This window comes from Pseudomonas floridensis (assembly GCF_002087235.1).
Classification (GTDB): Bacteria; Pseudomonadota; Gammaproteobacteria; order Pseudomonadales; family Pseudomonadaceae; genus Aquipseudomonas; species Aquipseudomonas floridensis.
In genome coordinates, this window is the sequence record NZ_MUIO01000052.1 from 14,548 (window position 1) to 35,777 (window position 21,230).

A 21,230-nucleotide genomic window follows, 5' to 3' on the forward strand; every position below is an offset into this window, starting at 1 on the left:
GACGCCAGCACCTTGGCTCGGTCTTCGCGAGCAAACCATTGCGGTGATTTCTACAACTGCTGCATCATTTTGCGCACACCCGCCACATGACGACGGCTGACGATCAGGGCATCGCCATTGAGCCCTTTAAGGAACAACTGGAAGTGCCCAAGCGGTGTGCGTTGCAGACGTTCGATCCGCTCGCGAGCGACCAGAGCATTACGGTGGATACGGACGAATCGATCACCGAATTCGTCTTCCAGCGCCTTGAGTGGCTCGTCGAGCAGCACTTCGCCGCCTTCATGACGCAGGGTGACGTACTTGTGATCCGCGATGAAATAGATCACCTGGTCCAGCGGAATCAGTTCGATACCTTTTCGGGTACGCGCACTGATGTGGCTGCGTGGTCCGTTACCGCTTTCGGCTGCCGGACGCGTCATGGCCGCCAACTGGACCCGATTGGGGCGCTCGGCCTTTCTCAGCGCCTCGATCAGATGCTCCGGCCGCACCGGCTTCACCAGATAACCGACAGCGCTGACCTGGAAAGCATCCAGGGCAAATTCGTCGTGTGCCGTGCAAAAGACCACTGCGGGCGGTGCCTCGCGCTCGCACAATTTGGCTGCGACCTGCAGGCCATCGATACCTGGCATCCGGATATCCAGCAGCACGACATCAGGTTTGAGATTATCGATCAGCGCCAATGCTTCTTCACCATTTGAGGCGCTGGGTTCTAGTACCCGGTAACCCTCGATTTCGCCGACCAATCGGCTCAGTCGCTCGCGGGCCAGGGGTTCGTCATCAACGATCAGGACATTCATATAGCTCTGGCTTCCTGCGTGAGTCTCGCACAAGGATAGCGTAGACAGGTGTAGTGACGACCGTCACGGCGCTCCACGCTCAGACTGGCGTACGGGCCAAAAAGTGCCGTAATGCGCGCACCGATGTTTGTCAGGGCCTGTTGAGTACCGTTGGAAGTCTGCCGAGTGGCAACTTCTTCATAGGGATTGCTGACACGCAATATGAACTCTCCCCCTCTATAGTCTGCTTCGACTGTTACTACACCCCCTTCGACTCGCGGGGCAATGCCATAAATCAAAGCGTTTTCAAGTAATGGCTGCAAGGTTAGCTGGGGAATCGGCAAGTCATCAGGAATTGCGCTTACCCTCCAGTCCAACTGTAGACGTTCGCCGAGACGATATTGCTCAATCGATAAATATCGTTTCGCCAAGGCCAGTTCCTCACCCCACGTCACCAGGCTGCCGGGCTTGGCCAGGCTGGCGCGGAAAAGATCGGACAAATCCAGCACCGCCTGCTCGGCCTTGGCCGGATTGCTGGCCACAAGGCTTGCGATGCTGTTGAGCGTATTGAACAAAAAATGCGGCCGGATCCGCGCCTGCAGCGATTCGATCCTGGCGCGCAATTCGCCCTGCTGCTGCTTGCGCCACTGACTCTGCAGATAAAAGTAGCGCAACATCAGCGCCGACATGATCAGGGCAATCAGCGAATAGCGGATGTAACGATCCACCATGCTGCCCACCGAAATGCGCCCGGTGAGCTGACACACATCGGTCACCGCCGTGCACAACAGCGTCAGGCCAACCACCAGCAGACAACCCAGCAGACCGGCAAGCCCCGGCGAAAGCCGCGCAAGCCAGGGCCGCAATCCGCAGAGCAGCGCGGCGGACAGCAACACGATCCATTGGACGAACAACGACATCAGCGCCAGCCTGACCCAGTTGAACCCCTCTCGCATCGGCTCGACCAGCACCAGAACCACCACCAGCAGTTCGGCCAGAACCACGAGCACAAACAAGGCCTGCGGCAGGCACAGTTCGGGAAGGAAGAATTCTTTGCCGGGCGCACGCCCGGTTTCACGCTTTACAGAATGATTTCGCATCGGCTCAGTCTCGGCTCTGGCCGGGCCAGCGGCAAGACATCCGGACATAAAAAAGTGTCAACCCTGTTATCATCGCAACCGCCCTTGTGCCACGAACCGGGCACGCCACTTTCCGCAAAGCAACGAGCGAATCCATGAGCACCGACAAGACCAATCAGTCCTGGGGCGGCCGCTTCAGTGAACCCGTCGACGCGTTCGTCGCGCGCTTCACCGCCTCCGTCACCTTCGATCAGCGACTGTACCGCCACGACATCATGGGCTCCATCGCCCACGCGACGATGCTGGCCAAGGTGGGCGTTCTGACTGACGCCGAGCGCGACACGATCATCGAAGGCCTGAACACGATTCAGACCGAGATCGAGGCAGGTACTTTCGAATGGCGCGTCGATCTTGAAGACGTGCACATGAATATCGAAGCCCGCCTGACCGACCGCATCGGCATCACCGGCAAAAAGCTGCACACCGGTCGCAGCCGAAACGATCAGGTAGCCACCGACATTCGCTTATGGCTGCGCGATGAAATCGACCTGATCCTGAGTGAGATCACTCGCCTGCAAAAAGGCCTGCTGGAACAGGCAGAGCGCGAAGCCGACACCATCATGCCGGGCTTTACCCACCTGCAGACGGCACAACCGGTTACGTTTGGCCACCATATGCTGGCCTGGTTCGAGATGCTCAGCCGTGACCACGAACGTCTGGTCGACTGCCGCAAGCGTCTGAACCGCATGCCGCTGGGCAGCGCTGCACTGGCCGGCACCACCTATCCCATCGACCGCGAACTGACCTGCAAACTGCTGGGTTTCGACGCCGTGGGCGGCAACTCGCTGGACGGTGTGTCGGACCGTGATTTCGCCATCGAATTCTGCGCCGCAGCCTCCGTGGCCATGATGCACCTGTCGCGCTTCTCCGAAGAACTGGTGCTCTGGACCAGCGCGCAGTTCCAGTTCATCGACCTGCCGGATCGTTTCTGCACCGGCAGCTCAATCATGCCGCAGAAGAAAAACCCGGATGTTCCTGAGCTGGTACGCGGCAAGAGCGGGCGGGTCTTCGGCGCGCTGATGGGTCTGCTGACCTTGATGAAGGGCCAGCCGCTGGCTTACAACAAGGACAATCAGGAAGACAAGGAGCCGCTGTTCGACGCCGCCGACACTCTGCGCGACTCTCTGCGTGCATTTGCCGACATGATTCCTGCAATCAAACCAAAGCACGCGATCATGCGTGAAGCGGCGTTGCGCGGTTTCTCGACTGCCACCGACCTGGCGGACTATCTGGTGCGCCGTGGCCTGCCGTTCCGTGACTGCCACGAAATCGTCGGTCATGCCGTGAAATATGGCGTAGAAACCGGGAAGGATCTGGCTGAAATGAGCCTGGACGAGCTGCGCCAGTTCAGCGACCAGATCGAACAGGACGTGTTTGCCGTGCTGACGCTTGAAGGTTCGGTCAATGCACGCAACCACATCGGCGGCACCGCGCCAGCGCAAGTGCGCGCAGCGGTGGTGCGTGGTCAGGAACTGCTGGCGGGACGCTGATAACGCCGCCAGGATCGTGCCCACGCTGTGGGCACGACACTCGGTTATCCGGCCGCACGCCCCGTCGGCCGGACCCTCGCCATGAACGCCGGCCTGTCGGCTTCCCTGTCGGCTGCCACCTGCTGAACATTCGGATTCGCTGCCAATTGCTCCAGCAGCGCTCGCGCCTCGGGCATATCGCCCAGAAAGTCCAGATCGAACAGTCGCTCGCCCACTTCCTGCGCGAGGTCGATGCTGTACAGAAAATAGATATCCGCCACGCTGAATCGCTCGCCTGCCACGTAAGGCGCAAAACGCGCACGCTGGGTTAAAGCGGCGATGCCCTTGATCAGATCGCGTCGGGCCTTGGCCTTGAGGTCCGGTGGGGTTGGCCTGCCACCGAATATCACCTCGGCATAGCAGACCCGCGCAGGCAATTCGATGTACAACTCGATTTCCTTGGCAATCGTCCAGGCCTGGGCACGAGAAAACGGATCGGCGGGTAATAGCGGCCGCTGCGGGTAGATGTCCTCGATATAGCGCAGGATGACATCGGTCTCGCTGATGAAGCCGTCCGCCGTTCCCAGCACCGGCACCTTGCCGCGCGCGCTGACCGCCAGCACCTCGGGATTCTGACACCCGAACAGCGGCACCACTTCGAATGGCAACTGCTTCTCCAACAGCGCCAGTTTGACCATATTGAAATAATTGCTTGAGGCAAATCCGTAAAGCTTCAGCATCGCTGGTCTCCTTGACCCGGTCTGTACACGCTAATCACTGGTGACGCAGAGGCTATCCATTTAGCCTTTTGAATCAATGATTTATATCAATTATCAGGAATTATCAGACCGCTCCTACGTCCGATCTCTGTAAGTCACACAAATGCCCCGATCAGCGGAATCCGGTTTAAACTGCGTGCCTTACTCGAGGAATTACCATGACCGACGCCATCGACAACGATGAAGAAGAATTCACCGCTTCGACCCTGATAGAAGCCATCGAGAACCAGATCGAAGCCGACAATCCGGCCGCAGCCAAGGCAACGTTCAACAAGCTGACGCTAGTGGGTTACGAGCGCGAGGACATCCTCGAATTGATGGCTCATGTGCTGGCCATCGAGATCGACGCCATGCTTGATCAGGATCGTCCGTTCGATACCCAATGGTACGAAACGGCCTTGCGCGCACTGCCCGAACTGCCGCCGGAGAAATAACCGCCGGGCCGATTCAAACCGCTCAGATATATGCTGCACAGTCACCAGACGCTGGACTACACTGCAAAAGCCCCGCTGCCGCTCAATCCTCCGGGGCTCTCACGCCAAGCCGGCTTCAGCGGTCATCCAGAACCGACGAGCGCAGCACGGACACGTCGATTCCAGAGCACACCCGCAGCCTGCGAGGTCGTATTACTACAAAAGTCTGGAGCACCTATGTCGTATACCCCTGAGCTGGTTGCCGAACTGGAAATCCTTGCACTGTTCAACCTGGCCAACACCCAGGAAGGCCTGAAAGTGCACCATGTGGCGGCACCGACAGCCATTGCAGCTGCAAAAAGACTCTTTGAAAAAGGCCTGACGACCCAGGTCGATGGCGGTTATCTCACAAGCCTGGGGCTTGAAGCCGCCGAGCATGCACAATCGTTGCTGACCATCCTGAACGTATCTAAAGAAGCCGCCTGAGTAACCCGAGGGCTTGCGCACAAAAATAGCGTGGCAAGCCCTTTATTTATCGCAGTACAGGTCGATATAAAAAATTGGCGCCAGAATAACAACCCGACCGAACCTGCATTCTTTCGGCTGCAAACCTTCTTCGCCATCTTGCTCATTCAATCCACGCCTGCCCGGCCAGATGCCTTGAGTTGCGATGACGCGTAATCTTGAAATTCGCCCCGATCTGGATGAGGGCATTGACCGTAAGGTTCTCAGCCAGTTACGTAACCGCTTCCTGACTCTCAATGACGGGCGGTATGCGCGTGCCATGGAAGGAATGTCGACGCGTCAGCAGACCGTGCTGACCTTGCTGCCGCTGTTCTTTCACGTCAACCATCCGCTGTTGCCGGGTTACGTCTCCAGCACGACGCCTGCCGGTGTCTCTCACTACGAACCCGATGCCTTGGCGCTGGCTGAAGCGCAGCGCCTGACGCGCTCGTTCTCGTACAAAGTCCGACACGGCAATCCGCCTCAACCGATTCACGGCCTGTTTCTGATGGGCAGCCTCGGCACCCTGGCCCAGGCCGACCAGAGCGACATGGATGTGTGGGTCTGCCATGACAGCGACCTGAGCGAAGACGCCATCGCCGAGTTGCGCAGAAAATGTCAGGCGCTCGAAGCCTGGGCCGCCACCATGGGGGCCGAAGCGCACTTTTTTCTGATCGACCCGCTCCGCTTCAGGAACGGCGAGCGCGACACGCAACTGAGTTCCGACGACTGCGGCACGACCCAGCATTATCTGCTGCTGGACGAGTTCTACCGCACCGCCATCTGGCTCGCCGGACGTACGCCCATGTGGTGGCTGGTGCCGGTCTACGAAGAACAGGGTTACGAGGAATACACCCACACGCTGCTGTCCAAGCGATTCATTCGCGCCGATGAGGTCATCGATCTGGGGCGCATGGCGCAGATTCCACCGGCCGAGTTCGTGGGTGCCGGGCTCTGGCAGTTGTTCAAGGGCATCGAATCGCCCTACAAATCGGTACTCAAGCTGTTGCTGATCGAGGTGTATTCCAGCGAACACCCTCGCGTTCAGTGCCTGAGCCTGCGGTTCAAGCAGGCGGTGTTCGCCAACCGGCTGGATCTGGATGAGCTCGATCCCTATATGGTGGTATATCGCCGTATCGAAGAGCACCTGCAGGCGCGCAATGAGGCAGAACGCCTGGAGCTGGTCAGACGCAGCCTGTACCTGAAGGTCAACAAGAAGCTCACCGGCCCGGCGCGTCAGCGTAGCAACAGTTGGCAGCGGCAGTTGCTGGAACGCCTGACCAGAGAATGGGGCTGGGATGATCGTCAATTGGCGCTGCTCGACAGTCGTAGCCAGTGGAAGGTGCGTCAAGTGGCTCACGAGCGTCGCGCACTGGTCAACGAACTCAATTACAGCTATCGCTTCCAGACCCAGTTCGCCCGGCTGCAAAGCACTGCCGATGCGCTCGATCCCCGTGACCTGACGATTCTGGGCCGCCGCCTGTATGCCGCCTTCGAACGTAAGGCCGGCAAGGTGGAGTTCATCAATCCCGGCATCGCTCCGGACCTGGCCGAGGACACGCTGACCCTGGTGCATTCGCTGGACAAGCGCGAGCCCGGCAAGCATCAGTGGGCGCTGTACAACGGCAACCTCGGGATTCATGAGCTGGACAATTTTTCACCCATCAAACGCAGCCGCGAGTTGCTCGAACTGTTGGCATGGTGTCATCGCAACAATGTGATCGACACCACCACTCGCCTGGCGCTGCACCCCGGCACTAGCGACCTGAGCGAATTCGAGCTGTTCAACCTGATGGGCGCCTTGCAGCAAACCATCGCCCTGCCGCTGCCCGACGTCAGCGATGAGGCGTTGCTTCAGCCCAGCGAGCCCAAGGAAATACTGCTGCTGGTCAATGTCGGCGTCGATCCGCTCAGGCATCACCGCGACCTGAACATCCTGATGACCACGGAGCGAACCGACTCGCTCAGCTACGCGGGAGTGCGGGAAAACCTGGTGCTCACGCTGGACCAGATCACGCTCAATACCTGGAATGAAACACTGGTCAGTCGCTACGACGGCCCGCATGCCCTGCTTGATTGCCTGAGCGAACTGCTCGGCGGCCTGCCGCATGGCGCCCGTCAGCCCAGCATCCATGTGCGCTGCTTCTGTCACAACCGCGCGCCGGCCATCGCGCAGCGGGTCGAAGAACTGGTCAGCACTGCACGCCTGCTGCTCGCCCGGCAGTTGAATCATCGCTACCTGATTCAGGTGCAGCAGCAATATCACGTTCTGGAAATCGTGCCGGGCCAGGTAGGTCATGTGGTGGTCAACAGCCTGCCCGGACTATTCAAGTACCTGGGCGAAGAACTTCCCCGGTACAGCCCGCTGCACTTGGACCCGCACGCGCTGGATGATCACGATCTGGCGCTGATTCTGCCGTTCGGCCAGCCTGAATGCATTCAGGTGTTTTACCGTGTCAATGATGCGGACGCGGACGTGTATGTGCTGGACGAGCACAACTCGCTCTGGCATCAGCGCCTGCCCTATCACGATGAACAAAGCCTGCTGATGCCGCTGCAGCGCTTCTTTCACTCACTGGTCTATCGTCGCGGGGCATCGCTGCCGCTGGACAATCCCAGCGAGCCGGTGCAACTGGAAACCCTCTACTACCAAGTGATGCCGTCCGGCACCTCACGCGCCCGCCGCATCGAACCACGCCTGGCGCCTACTACCGCGGACAAGCCATTCTATGACGTGCAGGCAATCATCGAAGAAACGTCACCGGGTCAGCTGAACGTCACGCTCTACTGCGACAACAGCGAGTTTTCCGAGCTGGAATACGGTGATCAACTGTACACCGCCGTCGCCCGACAGATTCTCGGTAAGCGCCTCGAGCCCCAGCGCTACCGCTGCTACATCACCGACCTGGACCTGTCAGGCCTGCTCAATGACGGGCATGGCCAAAGTATCCTGTTCCTGCGCCACAAGGTCGAGCTGGAAAAGCTGCTCAACGACGCAATGGATGAAGCCTGACGCCGTGGGAGCCACTCCTGCGCGAAGGTAGTGTTTGCACCGCTGCATCTTCTTAGGGAGCATTGGCCTCTTCGTGGACAAGTCCACTCCTACGGTGAGATCCAGATTTCCTGTGGGAGACCTGTGGGAGCCAGACTTCTGTGGGAGATTTCCTGTGGGAGCGGACTCGTCCGCGAAGGCCGTGCTTCAGCCGCTGCATCTTCATGGAGAACATCGGCCTCTTCGTGGACAAGTCCACTCCCACGGTGCTAGCCAGACTTCTGTGGCAGCGGGCTCGTCCGCGAAATCACGCGCACGATTGCGGGCGCTCACTGAACCCTACTGATACTCGCCCGCTGCTTCAGGTTGATATTCGACCGCCAGCAGTGTCAGTTTGAGGGTCTTGCCACCGGGGGCGGGCCAGTCGATATGTTGGCCGACCTGCAGGCCGAGCAATGCGGAACCCATCGGCGCCAACACCGAAACCGTACCTTCGACACCCGCGTCCTGCGGGTAGACCAGCGTCAGGTGGTAATCCTTGCCGCTGCTTTCTTCGCGGCAGTGGACACGGGAGTTCATGGTCACGACACCTGCGGGCACTTCATCGTGGCCGACCACCTGCTCGGCGCGGTCCAGTTCAGCCTGCAGCGCCTGAACGCCCGGTGCGGCGTCGTCGAGACTGTCGATCAGGTTCTCGAGACGCTGTACGTCCAGGCGGGTGAGGATGAGTGAAGGGGCAGTGTTCATGGTCTGGGCAGACTCCTTTTTGCGCGCTGTATAAAAGCAAAACCCCGCCGAGCCTGGCGGGGTTTTGAGAGGCCTCTCCATCAAGAGAAGCAGGTTCTGACACTAACACAGACCGATAAATACACAACCCGACAGGACGTCAGCCCACGGACTGTGGCGCTTGGGCGTGTTTACGGCGCTGATCGGCCTGATGGCGGATCTCGCGGCGGCGATCATCATCGGCCGACCGCCATTCGCGAATGTCTTCGACATGACGAAAGCACCCCAGACAAACCTTCTGCTCATCCAGTCGGCAGGTGCTGATGCACGGCGATGGCACGGCCGGGCTGACGTTGCTGAACAGCGGCTTGGGCGGTCTGGCTGCTGCGGGCCGGGTGGTCTGGCTCACGATCAGATCTCGTCGAAGTCCAGCTCGACGCCGGCCTGTTCCAGGGTGATGCGCTTGAGCATTTCACTCAGCAACTCGTCACTGGTGTCGCAGGCCCAGCGGCTGTTCTCTTCGTCGTAGTCGAAATGAAAACCGCCTGAACGGGCGGCCAGCCAGAGCTGACGCAGCGGCTCCTGACGGCTGAAGATCAATTGCGAGCCGTTTTCGAACTTGACGGTCAACACACCGGCCGAATTTTCCAGATCCACATCCAGATCGCTGTCATCGAACACATCTTCCAGATTTTGCTGGGTGGCATCGACCAGATCGTGAAAGCGGGCTTCGGTCAAACTCATTGCAATGAACCTCGAAAATGTCTGCTGAAAGCGCAGTGGGGCAAGATACGGATGCCACCTGCCAAATGCAAAGCATACCCGTGATTGACCACGGCGGAACGCAATAATCCGGCGTAACCGGCCATTGCCCGCACAATCGCGGCAAAACCCCGCTGGACGGGAGGACCCTCGCATAGGCAAGCCGCCGGGTGGTCGGTATACTCGGGCGCAATTAATGCTTTTACAAAGGATTTCGCCATGAAGCGCCTGATCTCTTCGCTTGCTGCGCTCGTCGCGGTCGCTTGCCTCGTTACAGCCTGTGGCCAGAAAGGCCCGTTGTACCTGCCGGATGACACCAAGTCCGCCGACGAACAAGCCAAATCGCACTCGCACAAGCATCTTTAAGGGAATCCCATGGACGCCTTCAACTACCGCGACGGCGAGCTGTTCGCGGAAGGAGTAGCCTTGTCTGCCATTGCCGAGCGTTTCGGCACGCCGACTTACGTCTACTCGCGCGCTCACATCGAAGCGCAATACCGCGCCTACACCGACGCCCTGAACGGCATGCCGCATCTGGTGTGCTTCGCAGTCAAAGCCAACTCCAACCTGGGCGTGCTGAATGTTCTGGCCCGCCTCGGCGCCGGCTTCGACATCGTCTCGCGTGGCGAACTGGAACGCGTGCTGGCGGCAGGCGGCAAGGCCGACAAGATCGTGTTTTCCGGCGTCGGCAAGACCCGTGAAGACATGCGCCGCGCTCTGGAAGTGGGCGTCCATTGCTTTAACGTGGAATCCACCGACGAACTCGAACGCCTGCAGACCGTGGCGGCCGAACTGAACGTTCGCGCACCGATCTCGCTGCGTGTAAACCCGGACGTGGACGCGGGTACTCACCCGTACATTTCTACGGGCCTCAAGGAAAACAAGTTCGGCATCGCCATCGCCGACGCCGAAGACGTCTACGTGCGCGCATCGCAACTGCCGAACCTTGAAGTGATCGGCGTCGACTGCCACATCGGCTCGCAACTGACCACGCTCGAACCGTTCATCGATGCGCTGGACCGCCTGCTGGATCTGGTCGATCGTCTGGGCGATTGCGGCATTCATCTGCACCACATCGATCTGGGTGGCGGTCTGGGTGTTCGTTACCGTGATGAAGAGCCGCCGCTGGCGGGTGACTACATCAAGGCCGTGCGTGAACGCCTCGCCGGTCGTGATCTGGGCCTGCTGTTCGAACCGGGCCGTTTCATCGTCGCCAACGCAGGCGTGCTGCTGACCCGCGTGGAATACCTCAAGCACACCGAGCACAAAGACTTCGCCATTGTCGATGCGGCCATGAACGATCTGATTCGTCCAGCGCTGTATCAGGCCTGGATGGACGTCACCGCCGTGCGCCCGCGCGACGGCGCAGCACGCCCTTATGACATCGTCGGCCCGATCTGCGAAACCGGGGACTTCCTGGCCAAGGGTCGTGAACTGGCACTCGCCGAAGGCGATCTGCTGGCCGTGCACTCGGCCGGGGCCTATGGTTTCGTCATGAGTTCGAATTACAACACGCGTGGTCGTGCCGCCGAAGTACTGGTAGACGATACACAGGCCTTTGAAGTGCGTCGTCGCGAAACCGTGGCCGAGCTGTTCGCTGGCGAAAGCCTGCTGCCGGAGTAATCCCATGCTGCTGCGTTTTACCAAAATGCACGGGCTGGGTAACGACTTCATGGTCCTGGACCTTGTGAGTCAGCACGCGCATATCCTGCCCAAGCACGCCAAACAGTGGGGCGACAGACACACAGGTATCGGTTTCGATCAGTTGTTGCTGGTCGAAGCACCGAACAACCCGGACGTGGACTTTCGCTACCGCATCTTCAATTCCGACGGTTCGGAAGTCGAACAGTGCGGCAATGGCGCGCGCTGCTTCGCCCGCTTCGTGCTCGACAAGCGCCTGACGGCCAAGAAGCAGATCCGTGTCGAGACCAAGGGCGGCATCATCGAGCTGGATATTCGTAACGACGGGCAGATCAGCGTCAACATGGGTCCGCCGCGTCTGGTTCCAGCCGACATCCCTTTTCAGGCTGAAGTCCAGGCCACGAGCTACACCGTCGATGTGGACGGGCAGAGCGTCGAGCTGGCCGCAGTCTCGATGGGCAATCCGCACGCCGTGCTGCGCGTGGACGACATCAACAACGCGCCGGTTCACGAACTGGGGCCGAAAATCGAACATCACCCGCGCTTTCCGGCTCGGGTTAACGTAGGGTTCCTGCACGTCGTGGATCGTCAGCGCGCGCAACTGCGTGTCTGGGAACGCGGCGCGGGAGAAACACAGGCGTGCGGTACCGGCGCTTGTGCCGCTGCAGTGGCCGCCATCACCCAGGGCTGGATGATGTCGCCATTGTTGATCGACTTGCCCGGCGGGCGGCTGTCCATTGAATGGGCAGGCCCAGGGCACCCTGTGATGATGACAGGCCCGGCCGTCAGGGTTTACGAAGGCCAGGTTCGTCTTTGAGTGAGCATATGCGATGACCGATCAGCCTCCGGCTTCAACCGGCACACCCGGCGAATCGCCTGCCGATAGCGCAGCGCCAAACCTTGAAGCAGAGGCGGTCATCGCCTTTCTGCTGCAGCATCCGGACTTCTTCGCCGAGCATGACGAACTGCTGGTGTCGATGCGCATTCCGCACCAGCGCGGCGACACCGTTTCTCTGGTCGAGCGTCAGCTCAAGCTGCTGCGCGAGCGCAACATCGAGATGCGCCATCGCCTGTCGCAACTGATGGACGTGGCCCGCGACAATGATCGGCTGTTCGAGAAAACCCGCCGCCTGAACCTTGCACTGATGGATGCCACCAGCCTGGACGAGATCGTCATTGCGGTGGAAGACAGCCTGCGTCAGGAATTCCAGGTGCCCTTCGTCAGCCTTATCCTGTTCAGCGACAACCCCATGCCGGTCGGGCGCTGGGTGAGTGTTGCCGAAGCGCAGAAGAACATTGGCGGACTGCTGGGGGAAAAGGTCGTGTGCGGCGCGCTGCGCGAGCATGAGCTGACCTTCCTGTTCGGCGCCGAGCAGAGCAAAGAAGTCGGCTCCACCGCCATCGCCAGCCTGAACCACCTTGGTCTGCACGGCGTACTGGCCATCGGCAGTCGCGACCCGCAGCACTATAAAAGCTCGGTCGGCACGCTGTTCCTCAGTTATATCGTCGATGTGCTGAGCCGCCTGCTGCCGCGCTTCGCGCATTCGCTGCGCTCGGTCCGCTAGCCATGGAACAACATCTGGACGCCTACTGCACACACCTGCGCAGTGAGCGACAGGTGTCTGCCCATACCCTGGAAGCCTATCGGCGCGACCTGGAAAAAGTCCTGGCCTTCTGCAAAAAGGCGCAGGTTTCAAGCTGGACCGCGCTGGACATTCAGCACCTGCGCAGCTTTACCGCCCGCCAGCACCAGCAGGGTCTATCGTCGCGCAGCCTGGCCCGCATGCTTTCGGCAGTGCGTGGCTTCTACAAATACCTGAACCGCGAAGGCGTGTGCGAACACGACCCGGCGAACGGCCTGTCGCCGCCCAAAGGCGAGCGCCGCCTACCCAAGACGCTGGACACCGACCGGACGTCGCAGCTGCTGGATGGCGGCGTCGAGGACGATTTCCTGGCCCGGCGCGATCAGGCAATTCTCGAGCTGCTCTACTCTTCCGGCCTGCGCCTGTCCGAACTGACCGGGCTGAATCTGGATCAGCTGGATCTGCGTGACGGCCTGGTGCAAGTGCTCGGCAAGGGCAGCAAGACCCGTGTCCTGCCGGTGGGCAGCAAGGCCCGTCAGGCACTGGAAGCCTGGCTGTCTCTGCGCGCACTTGCCAACCCGAAGGACGATGCGGTATTCATCAGCCACAAGGGCACTCGCCTGAGCCCGCGTGCAGTGCAGAGTCGGGTCAAGGCCTTCGGCGAACGCGAGCTGGGACAGAACCTGCACCCCCACATGCTCCGCCACTCGTTCGCCAGTCATTTGCTGGAGTCCTCACAGGATCTGCGCGCCGTGCAAGAACTGCTCGGCCACGCCGACATCAAGACCACGCAGATTTATACTCACCTGGACTTTCAGCATTTGGCTACTGTTTATGACAGCGCCCACCCACGAGCCAAACGCAAAGGATCTGTAAATGATTAAGCTGGTGACTTTCGACCTGGACGATACCCTTTGGGATACGGCGCCTGCGATTGCCGGCGCGGAGGAAACCCTGCGCGACTGGCTGGCCGAACATGCCCCTAAGCTGGGTACGGTGTCGGTAGAACATCTGTGGGAAATTCGTTCGCGCCTGGTAGAAGCGGATCCTTCGCTCAAGCACCGTATCAGCGCGCTGCGTCGGCGCGTACTGTTTCATGCCCTGGAAGATGCCGGCTATGAAGCAGACGAAGCACAGGACCTGGCCGATCAGAGCTTTGAGGTGTTTTTACAGGGACGCCATCAAGTGCACATTTTCCCCGATGTGCAGCCGACACTGGAAATCCTGGCCAAGACCTTCACCCTGGGCGTTATCACCAACGGCAACGCCGATGTGCGCCGTCTGGGTCTGGCCGACTATTTCTCCTTCGCGCTGTGCGCAGAGGATCTGGGCATTGGCAAACCTGATCCTGCCCCCTTTCTGGAGGCTCTCAGACGCGGCAACGTGGATGCCAGCGCGGCTGTGCACGTCGGCGATCATCCCAACGATGACATCGCGGGTGCCCAGCGCGCGGGCATGCGCGCCATCTGGTACAACCCGCAGGGCAAAGTCTGGGACGCCGATCAGTTTCCGGACGCGGAGATCCACAACCTGTCGCAACTGCCGGAAGTCCTCGCCCGCTGGGCCTGAGACCGACCCTCCTCACAAAACCCGGTCAAGAAAAAGCCCGCAGCGACGGCGGGCTTGTTCTCATACGACGTCTGCTGCCTTAGATAGGGCGGCTGCCGTATTTATTGTCGGGCTTCTTGGGCGGATCGGCGACCACGTTGGCCTCCACTTCCTGCACCTTGCCGCCACGCGCCAGGAATTCTTCCATGGCACGCGCCAGAGCATCGCGCTCCTTGTTCTTGGCTTCTACGCTGGGCAGTTCATCGACCGAGACTGCCGCCTTGGCCTTGCCTTTGGCAGGTGTCGCCGAAACCTCGGCATCATCTACCTCGGTAACGTCGTCTTCGGGCGCAGCGGCAAGTTCCTCACCGTCGTCCTCGCCTTCCAGGTCCTCTACCAGATCGTCGTTGTCGTTGTCGTCGTCGCTCATGTTCTACCTCATGACTTGCGAAAGCAGATTAGTTATAGCCCAACAGCCCCAAGAGTCTAAGGCTGTCGGAAAAAATTCAATAACCACTGACCCCAGCGGTTATATCCATTCACCCTGAAGAGTGGCCAGGACGTTACGAGAACCACCAGCATCTCGATGTTCGCCCAGGTAAACACCTTGCCAGGTGCCCAGCGCCAGTCGCCCCGCCGTGACCGGCAACAGCAACTGGCAGCCCAGCAGACTGGCCTTGAAGTGCGCAGGCAAGTCATCAGGCCCTTCGTCGTTATGCTCATAACCGTCCACACCCTGAGGCACGAGCCGGTTGAAGAAACGCTCGAAGTCACGACGCACCGCCGGATCGGCATTCTCGTTGACGGTCAACGAAGCCGAGGTATGTTGCAACCATAAATGCAGCAGACCGACTCGACAATCCCGCAGCTCGGGCAAGCCTGCCAGTATCTCGTCGGTGACCAGATGAAACCCGCGAGGCCTGGCCCGCAGGGTAATTCTGGATTGATGCCACATACCGTTCTCCGCACCTTCGGCGCGCATTCTAACTCGACTGAGAAAAAAGCAAAGCGCGCAATAAACCGGCTTCCCTGCAAGTGAACGAAGACAATCGTGACAACGTTACAAGCGCTGCGTCACGGTGCCGAAATCATTGACGCGGGCACATCAGTGACAGCAGAAATTCGCGGTTTATCCGCAAACGCCAGACAAAAAAAATGCCCGGAAACCGGGCATTCTTTTTTAGCGCAGCGGCTTGTTACAAGTTGTAGCCACGCTCGTTGTGTTGTGCAAGGTCCAGACCGACAGACTCTTCCTCTTCGGTGACACGCAGGCCCATGACCGCGTCCAGCACCTTGAGGATGATGAAGGTCACGATCGCGGTGTAGACCACGGTGAACGCAACACCTTTGAACTGAATCCAGACCTGAGCGCCGATGTCAGTCACGGTGCCGAAGCCGCCCAGTGCAGGGGCTGCGAACACACCGGTCAGGATCGCGCCGACGATACCGCCGATACCGTGAACACCGAAAGCGTCCAGGGAGTCGTCGTAGCCCATCTTGCGCTTCAGGCTGGTGGCGCAGAAGAAGCAGATCACGCCTGCCGCCAGACCAATGATCAGTGCGCCCATCGGGCCGACTGTACCGGCAGCCGGTGTCACCGCCACCAGACCTGCAACCACACCCGAAGCGATACCCAGAGCACTTGGCTTACCGTGAGTCATCCACTCGGCGAACATCCAGCCCAGTGCAGCGGCAGCGGTTGCGATCTGAGTCACCAGCATCGCCATACCGGCAGTGCCGTTGGCCGCAGCAGCGGAACCTGCGTTGAAGCCGAACCAGCCTACCCACAGCATCGCGGCGCCAATCAGGGTGTAACCGAGATTGTGCGGAGCCATCGGGGTGGTCGGGAAGCCCTTACGCTTGCCCAGCACCAGACACGCCACCAGACCGGCGACACCGGCGTTGATGTGCACGACAGTGCCGCCTGCGAAGTCCAGAACGCCCCAGTCCCACATCAGGCCACCAACGCCGCCCCAGACCATGTGGGCGATTGGCGCGTAGACCAGGGTGAACCAGATACCCATGAAGATCAGCATCGCGGAGAACTTCATGCGTTCTGCGAAAGCACCGACGATCAGGGCAGGTGTGATGATTGCAAAGGTCATCTGGAAGGTGACGAACACCGCCTCAGGGAACAATGCCGCAGCACCGGTAATGCTCGATGGCGTAATGCCCGCCAGGAACGCTTTACCCATGCCGCCGAAGAAGGAATTGAAGTTGACGACGCCAGCTTCCATACCGGTAGTGTCAAACGCAATGCTGTAGCCGTAAACGACCCACAGAATGCTGATCAGGCCGGTGATGGCGAAACACTGCATCATCACGGACAGGATATTTTTCGAGCGAACCATGCCGCCGTAGAACAGCGCAAGGCCCGGAATGGTCATGAACAGGACCAGTGCGGTCGCCGTTAGCATCCATGCGGTGTCACCGGAATTCAGCACGGGCTCGGCCACTGGATCAGCCGCCAGGGCCAGACCAGGTACTGCAAGGGACAACAGGGCTCCTAGCCCTGCGAATTGACGCAGAGTCATATTGTTTTCTCCTGGGGCGTTGGGGTTTGGCGGCTTAAATAGCGTCTGTATCGGTCTCGCCGGTACGGATGCGGATAGCCTGTTCCAGATTGACCACGAAGATCTTGCCGTCACCGATCTTGCCGGTGTTGGCGGCCTTGGTTATGGCTTCGATGACGCGATCCAGATCCTTGTCATCGATGGCAACATCGATCTTCACTTTTGGAAGGAAGTCGACGACGTATTCAGCACCGCGGTACAGCTCAGTGTGACCCTTCTGACGCCCGAAGCCTTTGACTTCAGTGACGGTGATGCCCTGCACGCCGATTTCAGACAACGACTCGCGCACGTCATCCAGTTTGAACGGCTTGATGATGGCAGTGACTAGCTTCATGAAACTTTCTCCCGAATTGGTGGACTTGCCCCAGGAAAACAAACCCGACTCAAGTCTAAGCGCAGTGTCTGGCTTTGTAACGCGTCGGTCGCCTGATCGGGCCTGACCAACACCAGAAAACCGCTTCTGACGAAACACTTCCCCGCTCCGCCTGCCGCACTGCATTCGTCACAGCGACTGCATCAGTGCATGGGTCACAAGCCACTAAGCAGAAAGCTTGCCATCTCATGAATATTCATCAAATACAGGTCCTTGAGCTGCTCAAGGGGTGCCAATCCCCGGTATTGCCAAGCAGAACGCACAGACGTGGTGCACGCGTGCACGCCGGATTGCTCCATAAACGTGCACTTGCAACCCTTGGAAATGACTATAGACGCTGCGTGCTACACTGCCGCGCATCTGATTCAGGAAAACCATCATGCTCGCGCCCAAAGCTTTCCTCGACGCCCTCAGCGGCCACGCCACCCGCCTCTTCAACGGCGAAACCCCTGTGCCCCGCAGCGAATTCGAGACCCAATTCAAAGCCCTGCTGCAAAGCGGCTTCGCCAAACTGGATCTGGTCAGCCGCGAAGAGTTCGACAGCCAGATGGCCGTCCTCGCCCGCACCCGTGCCCGCCTGGAAGCGCTCGAGGCCAAGATGGCCGAGCTGGAAGAGAAGATGGGGCCGACGGACAAGGCTGAGTGAGTGCTCTCTGCTGAGATCCCGATCCAATCGCGCGAACGCGGGATCGCACGGACGTTCTTCCTGCACTGTGAGTCCGGACGGAATAAACGATCCGTAAGACCTGCCAACCGATCGCGGGGCCCCGAGAGATCTGTGGTCCGGCCAGCGTCCGACATGCAGCACACTGGTTACAACCTCACCGTTGAAAGACCCTTCGACCGTGAGCGAACAACGTGATTGAAGCCTCATGATAATTGCGCGGAAAACAAGGCACTTCGATGACCCTGAAACATTTTCGTGCGGCAGGTTAATGTGCGAAGCCGGGTTGAGTCTTTTGATTTCGACGCTATAAAAGAATACATCCAAGTGATCCGCACACGCGGCGAAAGCCCTCTGACTTTACCCCTCTAACGTCCTTCTATATCATCACAGCTTTAGTGGAGCGAGTCGCATGCAACAAAAAGACCGACTGAAAAAAACATGCACCGATATTGGCAACAAAATCAAAAGCCTGCGCAATATAAGAGGGCTTTCGCTCGGTGAACTATCCAAGTTGTCCGGCGTATCAAAAGCGGCACTTTCACAGTTGGAATCTGGAAATTCCAACCCCAGAATCGACACGCTTGATTCGGTTGCCATTGCGCTTCGCCTGCCATTGGGCGATCTTCTATTAAGTCAGGATAATATATATCCCTGCCTTGAACGCTTCACGCAGAAAACCGGAACATTTTCTCAGGACATGCTGTTTCGAATCGGCCTGGGCAACATATCCGAGATCTGGAACCTGCGCATGGATCCGTCCGTCACTATTAAAAGTCCCGCGCACAACAAAGGCACCAAAGAACATATATTTGTTCATGAAGGTGTGTTGACGCTGGACATTTCTGGCGTCAAAGAGCGATTGAACGAGGGTGATTTCTATGCGTTTTCGGGCGACGTCGATCACACCTACGAAAGCGGCGAATCGTCCGTCAGCGCTACCGTTGTCATGTCTTACGCCGCCAGTTAAGTACCTTGTATGCCTGCCGCATGTCCGTGTTCATGAAACTCGATCAGCTCATTGAAAACGCGCCTTGAGTGAGACTCAAGGACGAAATGTCCTCCCGATACACTCAGCAGCGTTGTCGTGGCATCGCTGAGCTGTGGCCACTCCGTCATATTCGATGTCAGCAACGGATCGTCCCGCCCGTAAACGACCAGCATCGAGACGTTGCTTATTGCAGGCAAGTCGAACGGTATCTGGTCTGCGATCAGCAGATCCTCGGCGAGTTTCTTGAATAGCTGAGCGCTTAGCCAGTTATCCGCCATTATACTTTCCGGGACGCCCCCCATCTGCACACAGAAATCCCTTAAAAAGCCGGGGTGTCGCTCTTCAGGAAGGCCTCGCAGATAATAACGACGCTTGTGGATCGGCTCGTTCGCCAGCAGGACAAGCGAAACCACTCGTTGCGCATCAGCCTCCCGCAGACGATGTGCAGCCAATAAACCCAGGTACGCGCCAAAGCTGTAGCCGATTATTACAATGGGGCCCACATCCGGAATACGGCTCATCAGATCGGCTAACACATCTTCAAGCGCGGTCAAAGAAGGCTCACTGCGCCTGCGTCCACGGCCAGGTAATTCATAGCTGATCACATCGAACCGCTCTTGAAGCATCCCTGAAAACTCGCGTAACTCCGCAGCACTGCCTCCGGCATGAGGAATCAGTACAGCGCTAATTCGGTCGTTTTTGTAACACATCCCTGTTTTCCTCTGCCCATCGGCCAAGCAACGCGGCCGACACGATCATCACACCGCCCAGCATCTGCACGATATTGAAGCTGTCCTTCACGATCAGGACGGCGAAGAGTGCGGCAAAAAACGGCTCAAGAGACAAAATCAATCCGACCCGCGTGGAGCTTGAGACCTTGGCTGCATACAACTGCATGATAAAAGCGAACGCGGTGGCGAAGATGCTCAGAAACAGTATGTAAATCCATATCTCAGCAGTGAGTGCTTCAAACTGCGATGCCTCGAAATTACCGAAAACCAAGACGTTGAGGGCCCCCAGTAACGCGACGACAACGAGTTCGATCAGTGTGATATTGGTCAGGGAGAACTTCTCACCAGGGCTTTTCCTTCCGAACATGTAAATCTGGTAGCCACGCACCAGTGCCGCCAGAAGTATCAATGCATCGCCTGAGTTGGCCCCCGAGAAGCCAGCTTTCCCAAAACATAACAGCGCACAGCCCAAGATCGAGATGCCGCCTGCGATGAACACCGCTTTATGCTGTTTACGCCCGCCAAGCACACGCTCGAAAAAGGGTACCAGTACCACCGAGACGACGATGAGAAACCCTGCGTTCGAGGCAGTGGTGTATTTAACACCCAAGGTCTCAAACGTCAGAATAACGTACAGTAAGACACCGAAGAACACCCCGCTGACAAGCTCTCCTCTCTGTATGTTAAAAATGGATTTTCGAGCACCAAGCGCCATGAAAGGAACGGCCAACGCAAACCTGAGCATGAGAAACAAGGGCACGCCCACGCCGGCATGAACGATCATCTGCATCAACGAGTAGCTGGCACCCCAGGCAATCGCCACGACGAGCAACCCAAGGTCAATCAGATAAATCGTTGACCTGGGAAGTCTTGCGCTGACTTCAGTCATGACACAGCTCCCGTTATTGATGGCTGACTTCATAGCTGACCCTCAACACCCCTTTTTTCAACTTCAGGGCTTTGATCTGAAACCCGACCAGCCTGTCGGTCGCATCAATATGGGTGCCTGCACATTGCATCGCTTCGAAACCTTCTATCTGGCAATAACGCATGCCCTCTGCATCCCAGGTCTTTACCGGTTTCGAGGATGAGATCAGCTCATTGATTCGCAGCTCCGCTTTTTGCTTCAGCTCTTCGTCGGCCGGCAGCGCACCGCGTCCGGCCAGAAATTCCACCCTCGACTCGCCCGGGAAGTGGTGCCCCGACTTTGCAACCCATCCCATTTCACCTAAAACCCAGTTGAGGATGTGCCCGCCACTGTGCAGGGCGGCATGGCGCTTCCTGAGTTCTGCGTCGACGGAACACTCCACCTTTTCGCCGACCGTGAAAACGTGATCAGTGTCCACATGGAGCACCACCTGTCCGTCCTGATAGCGTGACCCTGAAATCGCACGGTCGTTTATCCAGCCGCAATCAGAAGGCTGACCGCCGCCCTGCGGATGGAAAATATTGTCCTCCAGCGCAATCCACTGCCCTCTATCATCAGTGCCGACACCGCAGACAGGCGTTGATACTTGAAAATGATAGGTATCATTCAGATAGGTTTGGTGCTGCTCCATGATGGCG

Annotated in this window: 25 protein-coding genes; 12 read left to right on the plus strand and 13 right to left on the minus strand. The window is 58.6% G+C overall.

Annotated features, from left to right (window positions below; translation table 11 throughout):
* Window positions 1–50: 50 nt before the first annotated feature.
* Complete coding sequence (locus BZK31_RS13865; protein WP_083183541.1) at window positions 51–797, minus strand: LytR/AlgR family response regulator transcription factor; 747 nt, start codon at window positions 795–797, stop codon at window positions 51–53.
* The gene (locus BZK31_RS13870; RefSeq protein ID WP_083183542.1) at window positions 794–1,876 is read right to left on the minus strand and encodes a sensor histidine kinase; all 1,083 of its coding nucleotides are present in this window, start codon (window positions 1,874–1,876) and stop codon (window positions 794–796) included. The genes BZK31_RS13865 and BZK31_RS13870 overlap by 4 nt, the downstream gene beginning before the upstream one ends.
* Before the next feature lie 134 nt (window positions 1,877–2,010).
* On the opposite strand from BZK31_RS13870, the gene argH reads away from it, so the two are divergent.
* Window positions 2,011–3,405, plus strand: a complete 1,395-nt coding sequence (argH, locus tag BZK31_RS13875; RefSeq protein ID WP_083183543.1) for an argininosuccinate lyase — start codon at window positions 2,011–2,013, stop codon at window positions 3,403–3,405.
* 44 nt (window positions 3,406–3,449) lie between these two features.
* Here the strand turns inward: argH and BZK31_RS13880 are convergent, their stop codons facing one another.
* Entirely contained in the window at window positions 3,450–4,124 is a 675-nt protein-coding gene (locus BZK31_RS13880; protein WP_083183544.1) for a glutathione S-transferase family protein, read from the minus strand.
* 197 nt (window positions 4,125–4,321) lie between these two features.
* On the opposite strand from BZK31_RS13880, the gene BZK31_RS13885 reads away from it, so the two are divergent.
* The 3 genes from BZK31_RS13885 to BZK31_RS13895 all read left to right on the plus strand — a co-directional run bounded on the left by BZK31_RS13885 (window position 4,322) and on the right by BZK31_RS13895 (window position 8,093).
* Window positions 4,322–4,597, plus strand: coding sequence for a hypothetical protein (locus BZK31_RS13885; RefSeq protein ID WP_083183545.1), 276 nt, complete (start codon window positions 4,322–4,324; stop codon window positions 4,595–4,597).
* Window positions 4,598–4,813: 216 nt separating this feature from the next.
* On the plus strand, window positions 4,814–5,062 hold the full coding sequence (locus tag BZK31_RS13890) for a TIGR02647 family protein (RefSeq protein ID WP_083183546.1): 249 nt from the start codon (window positions 4,814–4,816) through the stop codon (window positions 5,060–5,062).
* 184 nt (window positions 5,063–5,246) lie between these two features.
* Window positions 5,247–8,093 carry a class I adenylate cyclase gene (locus BZK31_RS13895; RefSeq protein WP_083183547.1) on the plus strand — a complete coding sequence of 949 codons (2,847 nt, stop codon included), beginning with the start codon at window positions 5,247–5,249 and terminating at the stop codon, window positions 8,091–8,093.
* 318 nt (window positions 8,094–8,411) lie between these two features.
* Here the strand turns inward: BZK31_RS13895 and rnk are convergent, their stop codons facing one another.
* The 3 genes from rnk to cyaY all read right to left on the minus strand — a co-directional run bounded on the left by rnk (window position 8,412) and on the right by cyaY (window position 9,542).
* Window positions 8,412–8,819, minus strand: a complete 408-nt coding sequence (rnk, locus tag BZK31_RS13900; protein WP_083183548.1) for a nucleoside diphosphate kinase regulator — start codon at window positions 8,817–8,819, stop codon at window positions 8,412–8,414.
* A 139-nt stretch (window positions 8,820–8,958) separates the two neighbouring features.
* Window positions 8,959–9,210, minus strand: a complete 252-nt coding sequence (locus BZK31_RS13905) for a DUF1289 domain-containing protein (protein WP_087881664.1) — start codon at window positions 9,208–9,210, stop codon at window positions 8,959–8,961.
* A complete protein-coding gene (gene cyaY / locus BZK31_RS13910) occupies window positions 9,210–9,542 on the minus strand; it encodes an iron donor protein CyaY (protein ID WP_083183575.1) in 333 nt (110 codons plus the stop codon). Before cyaY ends, BZK31_RS13905 begins: the two co-directional genes overlap by 1 nt.
* Window positions 9,543–9,779: 237 nt before the next feature.
* On the opposite strand from cyaY, the gene lptM reads away from it, so the two are divergent.
* Genes lptM through BZK31_RS13945 form a run of 6 tightly spaced genes read left to right on the plus strand, consistent with a single transcriptional unit; the run spans window position 9,780 to window position 14,353 of the window.
* Window positions 9,780–9,926, plus strand: coding sequence for an LPS translocon maturation chaperone LptM (gene lptM / locus BZK31_RS13920; RefSeq protein ID WP_083183576.1), 147 nt, complete (start codon window positions 9,780–9,782; stop codon window positions 9,924–9,926).
* Between the two features lie 9 nt (window positions 9,927–9,935).
* Window positions 9,936–11,183 carry a diaminopimelate decarboxylase gene (lysA, locus tag BZK31_RS13925; protein ID WP_083183550.1) on the plus strand — a complete coding sequence of 416 codons (1,248 nt, stop codon included), beginning with the start codon at window positions 9,936–9,938 and terminating at the stop codon, window positions 11,181–11,183.
* A 4-nt stretch (window positions 11,184–11,187) separates the two neighbouring features.
* Window positions 11,188–12,018, plus strand: coding sequence for a diaminopimelate epimerase (gene dapF, locus BZK31_RS13930; protein WP_083183551.1), 831 nt, complete (start codon window positions 11,188–11,190; stop codon window positions 12,016–12,018).
* 13 nt (window positions 12,019–12,031) lie between these two features.
* The gene (locus BZK31_RS13935; protein WP_083183552.1) at window positions 12,032–12,766 is read left to right on the plus strand and encodes a DUF484 family protein; all 735 of its coding nucleotides are present in this window, start codon (window positions 12,032–12,034) and stop codon (window positions 12,764–12,766) included.
* Window positions 12,767–12,768: 2 nt separating this feature from the next.
* Window positions 12,769–13,668: a tyrosine recombinase XerC gene (gene xerC / locus BZK31_RS13940; protein WP_083183553.1), complete on the plus strand. Its 900-nt coding sequence runs from the start codon at window positions 12,769–12,771 to the stop codon at window positions 13,666–13,668.
* Window positions 13,661–14,353 (plus strand): HAD family hydrolase, encoded by a 693-nt coding sequence (locus tag BZK31_RS13945; RefSeq protein WP_083183554.1) that lies wholly within the window; start codon window positions 13,661–13,663, stop codon window positions 14,351–14,353. Before xerC ends, BZK31_RS13945 begins: the two co-directional genes overlap by 8 nt.
* 79 nt (window positions 14,354–14,432) lie before the next feature.
* Here the strand turns inward: BZK31_RS13945 and sutA are convergent, their stop codons facing one another.
* From sutA to glnK, 4 genes are all read right to left on the minus strand, one after another.
* Window positions 14,433–14,762 carry a transcriptional regulator SutA gene (gene sutA / locus BZK31_RS13950; protein ID WP_083183555.1) on the minus strand — a complete coding sequence of 110 codons (330 nt, stop codon included), beginning with the start codon at window positions 14,760–14,762 and terminating at the stop codon, window positions 14,433–14,435.
* A 99-nt stretch (window positions 14,763–14,861) separates the two neighbouring features.
* Window positions 14,862–15,287: a secondary thiamine-phosphate synthase enzyme YjbQ gene (locus tag BZK31_RS13955; RefSeq protein WP_083183577.1), complete on the minus strand. Its 426-nt coding sequence runs from the start codon at window positions 15,285–15,287 to the stop codon at window positions 14,862–14,864.
* A gap of 241 nt (window positions 15,288–15,528) precedes the next feature.
* Window positions 15,529–16,866, minus strand: a complete 1,338-nt coding sequence (locus tag BZK31_RS13965) for an ammonium transporter (protein WP_083183556.1) — start codon at window positions 16,864–16,866, stop codon at window positions 15,529–15,531.
* Between the two features lie 34 nt (window positions 16,867–16,900).
* On the minus strand, window positions 16,901–17,239 hold the full coding sequence (gene glnK, locus BZK31_RS13970) for a P-II family nitrogen regulator (protein WP_002555808.1): 339 nt from the start codon (window positions 17,237–17,239) through the stop codon (window positions 16,901–16,903).
* Between the two features lie 418 nt (window positions 17,240–17,657).
* Here glnK and BZK31_RS13975 point away from each other — a divergent pair, with 418 nt between their 5' ends.
* Window positions 17,658–17,924 (plus strand): accessory factor UbiK family protein, encoded by a 267-nt coding sequence (locus BZK31_RS13975; protein WP_083183557.1) that lies wholly within the window; start codon window positions 17,658–17,660, stop codon window positions 17,922–17,924.
* A 430-nt stretch (window positions 17,925–18,354) separates the two neighbouring features.
* Entirely contained in the window at window positions 18,355–18,912 is a 558-nt protein-coding gene (locus tag BZK31_RS13980) for a helix-turn-helix domain-containing protein (RefSeq protein ID WP_083183558.1), read from the plus strand.
* Here BZK31_RS13980 and BZK31_RS13985 read toward each other — a convergent pair.
* Genes BZK31_RS13985 through BZK31_RS13995 form a run of 3 tightly spaced genes read right to left on the minus strand, consistent with a single transcriptional unit; the run spans window position 18,909 to window position 21,223 of the window.
* Window positions 18,909–19,643: a thioesterase II family protein gene (locus BZK31_RS13985; RefSeq protein ID WP_083183559.1), complete on the minus strand. Its 735-nt coding sequence runs from the start codon at window positions 19,641–19,643 to the stop codon at window positions 18,909–18,911. The two genes, BZK31_RS13980 and BZK31_RS13985, sit on opposite strands and share 4 nt — an antisense overlap.
* Entirely contained in the window at window positions 19,618–20,553 is a 936-nt protein-coding gene (locus tag BZK31_RS13990; RefSeq protein ID WP_083183560.1) for a DMT family transporter, read from the minus strand. Before BZK31_RS13990 ends, BZK31_RS13985 begins: the two co-directional genes overlap by 26 nt.
* A 13-nt stretch (window positions 20,554–20,566) precedes the next feature.
* Window positions 20,567–21,223, minus strand: a complete 657-nt coding sequence (locus BZK31_RS13995; RefSeq protein ID WP_083183561.1) for an alanyl-tRNA editing protein — start codon at window positions 21,221–21,223, stop codon at window positions 20,567–20,569.
* Window positions 21,224–21,230: the final 7 nt, after the last annotated feature.

What these genes read in the sequence shown, in the direction of transcription:
- BZK31_RS13980 (WP_083183558.1), top strand. Translation starts at nt 18,355, where the DNA reads ATGCAACAAAAAGACCGACTGAAAAAAACATGCACCGATATTGGCAAC.
- BZK31_RS13985 (WP_083183559.1), bottom strand. Translation starts at nt 19,643, where the DNA reads ATGTGTTACAAAAACGACCGAATTAGCGCTGTACTGATTCCTCATGCC.
- BZK31_RS13885 (WP_083183545.1), top strand. Translation starts at nt 4,322, where the DNA reads ATGACCGACGCCATCGACAACGATGAAGAAGAATTCACCGCTTCGACC.
- sutA (WP_083183555.1), bottom strand. Translation starts at nt 14,762, where the DNA reads ATGAGCGACGACGACAACGACAACGACGATCTGGTAGAGGACCTGGAA.
- dapF (WP_083183551.1), top strand. Translation starts at nt 11,188, where the DNA reads ATGCTGCTGCGTTTTACCAAAATGCACGGGCTGGGTAACGACTTCATG.
- argH (WP_083183543.1), top strand. Translation starts at nt 2,011, where the DNA reads ATGAGCACCGACAAGACCAATCAGTCCTGGGGCGGCCGCTTCAGTGAA.
- lptM (WP_083183576.1), top strand. Translation starts at nt 9,780, where the DNA reads ATGAAGCGCCTGATCTCTTCGCTTGCTGCGCTCGTCGCGGTCGCTTGC.
- BZK31_RS13890 (WP_083183546.1), top strand. Translation starts at nt 4,814, where the DNA reads ATGTCGTATACCCCTGAGCTGGTTGCCGAACTGGAAATCCTTGCACTG.
- BZK31_RS13955 (WP_083183577.1), bottom strand. Translation starts at nt 15,287, where the DNA reads ATGTGGCATCAATCCAGAATTACCCTGCGGGCCAGGCCTCGCGGGTTT.
- BZK31_RS13895 (WP_083183547.1), top strand. Translation starts at nt 5,247, where the DNA reads ATGACGCGTAATCTTGAAATTCGCCCCGATCTGGATGAGGGCATTGAC.
- cyaY (WP_083183575.1), bottom strand. Translation starts at nt 9,542, where the DNA reads ATGAGTTTGACCGAAGCCCGCTTTCACGATCTGGTCGATGCCACCCAG.
- BZK31_RS13975 (WP_083183557.1), top strand. Translation starts at nt 17,658, where the DNA reads ATGCTCGCGCCCAAAGCTTTCCTCGACGCCCTCAGCGGCCACGCCACC.
- BZK31_RS13880 (WP_083183544.1), bottom strand. Translation starts at nt 4,124, where the DNA reads ATGCTGAAGCTTTACGGATTTGCCTCAAGCAATTATTTCAATATGGTC.
- BZK31_RS13935 (WP_083183552.1), top strand. Translation starts at nt 12,032, where the DNA reads ATGACCGATCAGCCTCCGGCTTCAACCGGCACACCCGGCGAATCGCCT.
- BZK31_RS13990 (WP_083183560.1), bottom strand. Translation starts at nt 20,553, where the DNA reads ATGACTGAAGTCAGCGCAAGACTTCCCAGGTCAACGATTTATCTGATT.
- glnK (WP_002555808.1), bottom strand. Translation starts at nt 17,239, where the DNA reads ATGAAGCTAGTCACTGCCATCATCAAGCCGTTCAAACTGGATGACGTG.
- BZK31_RS13870 (WP_083183542.1), bottom strand. Translation starts at nt 1,876, where the DNA reads ATGCGAAATCATTCTGTAAAGCGTGAAACCGGGCGTGCGCCCGGCAAA.
- lysA (WP_083183550.1), top strand. Translation starts at nt 9,936, where the DNA reads ATGGACGCCTTCAACTACCGCGACGGCGAGCTGTTCGCGGAAGGAGTA.
- BZK31_RS13865 (WP_083183541.1), bottom strand. Translation starts at nt 797, where the DNA reads ATGAATGTCCTGATCGTTGATGACGAACCCCTGGCCCGCGAGCGACTG.
- rnk (WP_083183548.1), bottom strand. Translation starts at nt 8,819, where the DNA reads ATGAACACTGCCCCTTCACTCATCCTCACCCGCCTGGACGTACAGCGT.
- BZK31_RS13995 (WP_083183561.1), bottom strand. Translation starts at nt 21,223, where the DNA reads ATGGAGCAGCACCAAACCTATCTGAATGATACCTATCATTTTCAAGTA.
- BZK31_RS13945 (WP_083183554.1), top strand. Translation starts at nt 13,661, where the DNA reads ATGATTAAGCTGGTGACTTTCGACCTGGACGATACCCTTTGGGATACG.
- BZK31_RS13965 (WP_083183556.1), bottom strand. Translation starts at nt 16,866, where the DNA reads ATGACTCTGCGTCAATTCGCAGGGCTAGGAGCCCTGTTGTCCCTTGCA.
- xerC (WP_083183553.1), top strand. Translation starts at nt 12,769, where the DNA reads ATGGAACAACATCTGGACGCCTACTGCACACACCTGCGCAGTGAGCGA.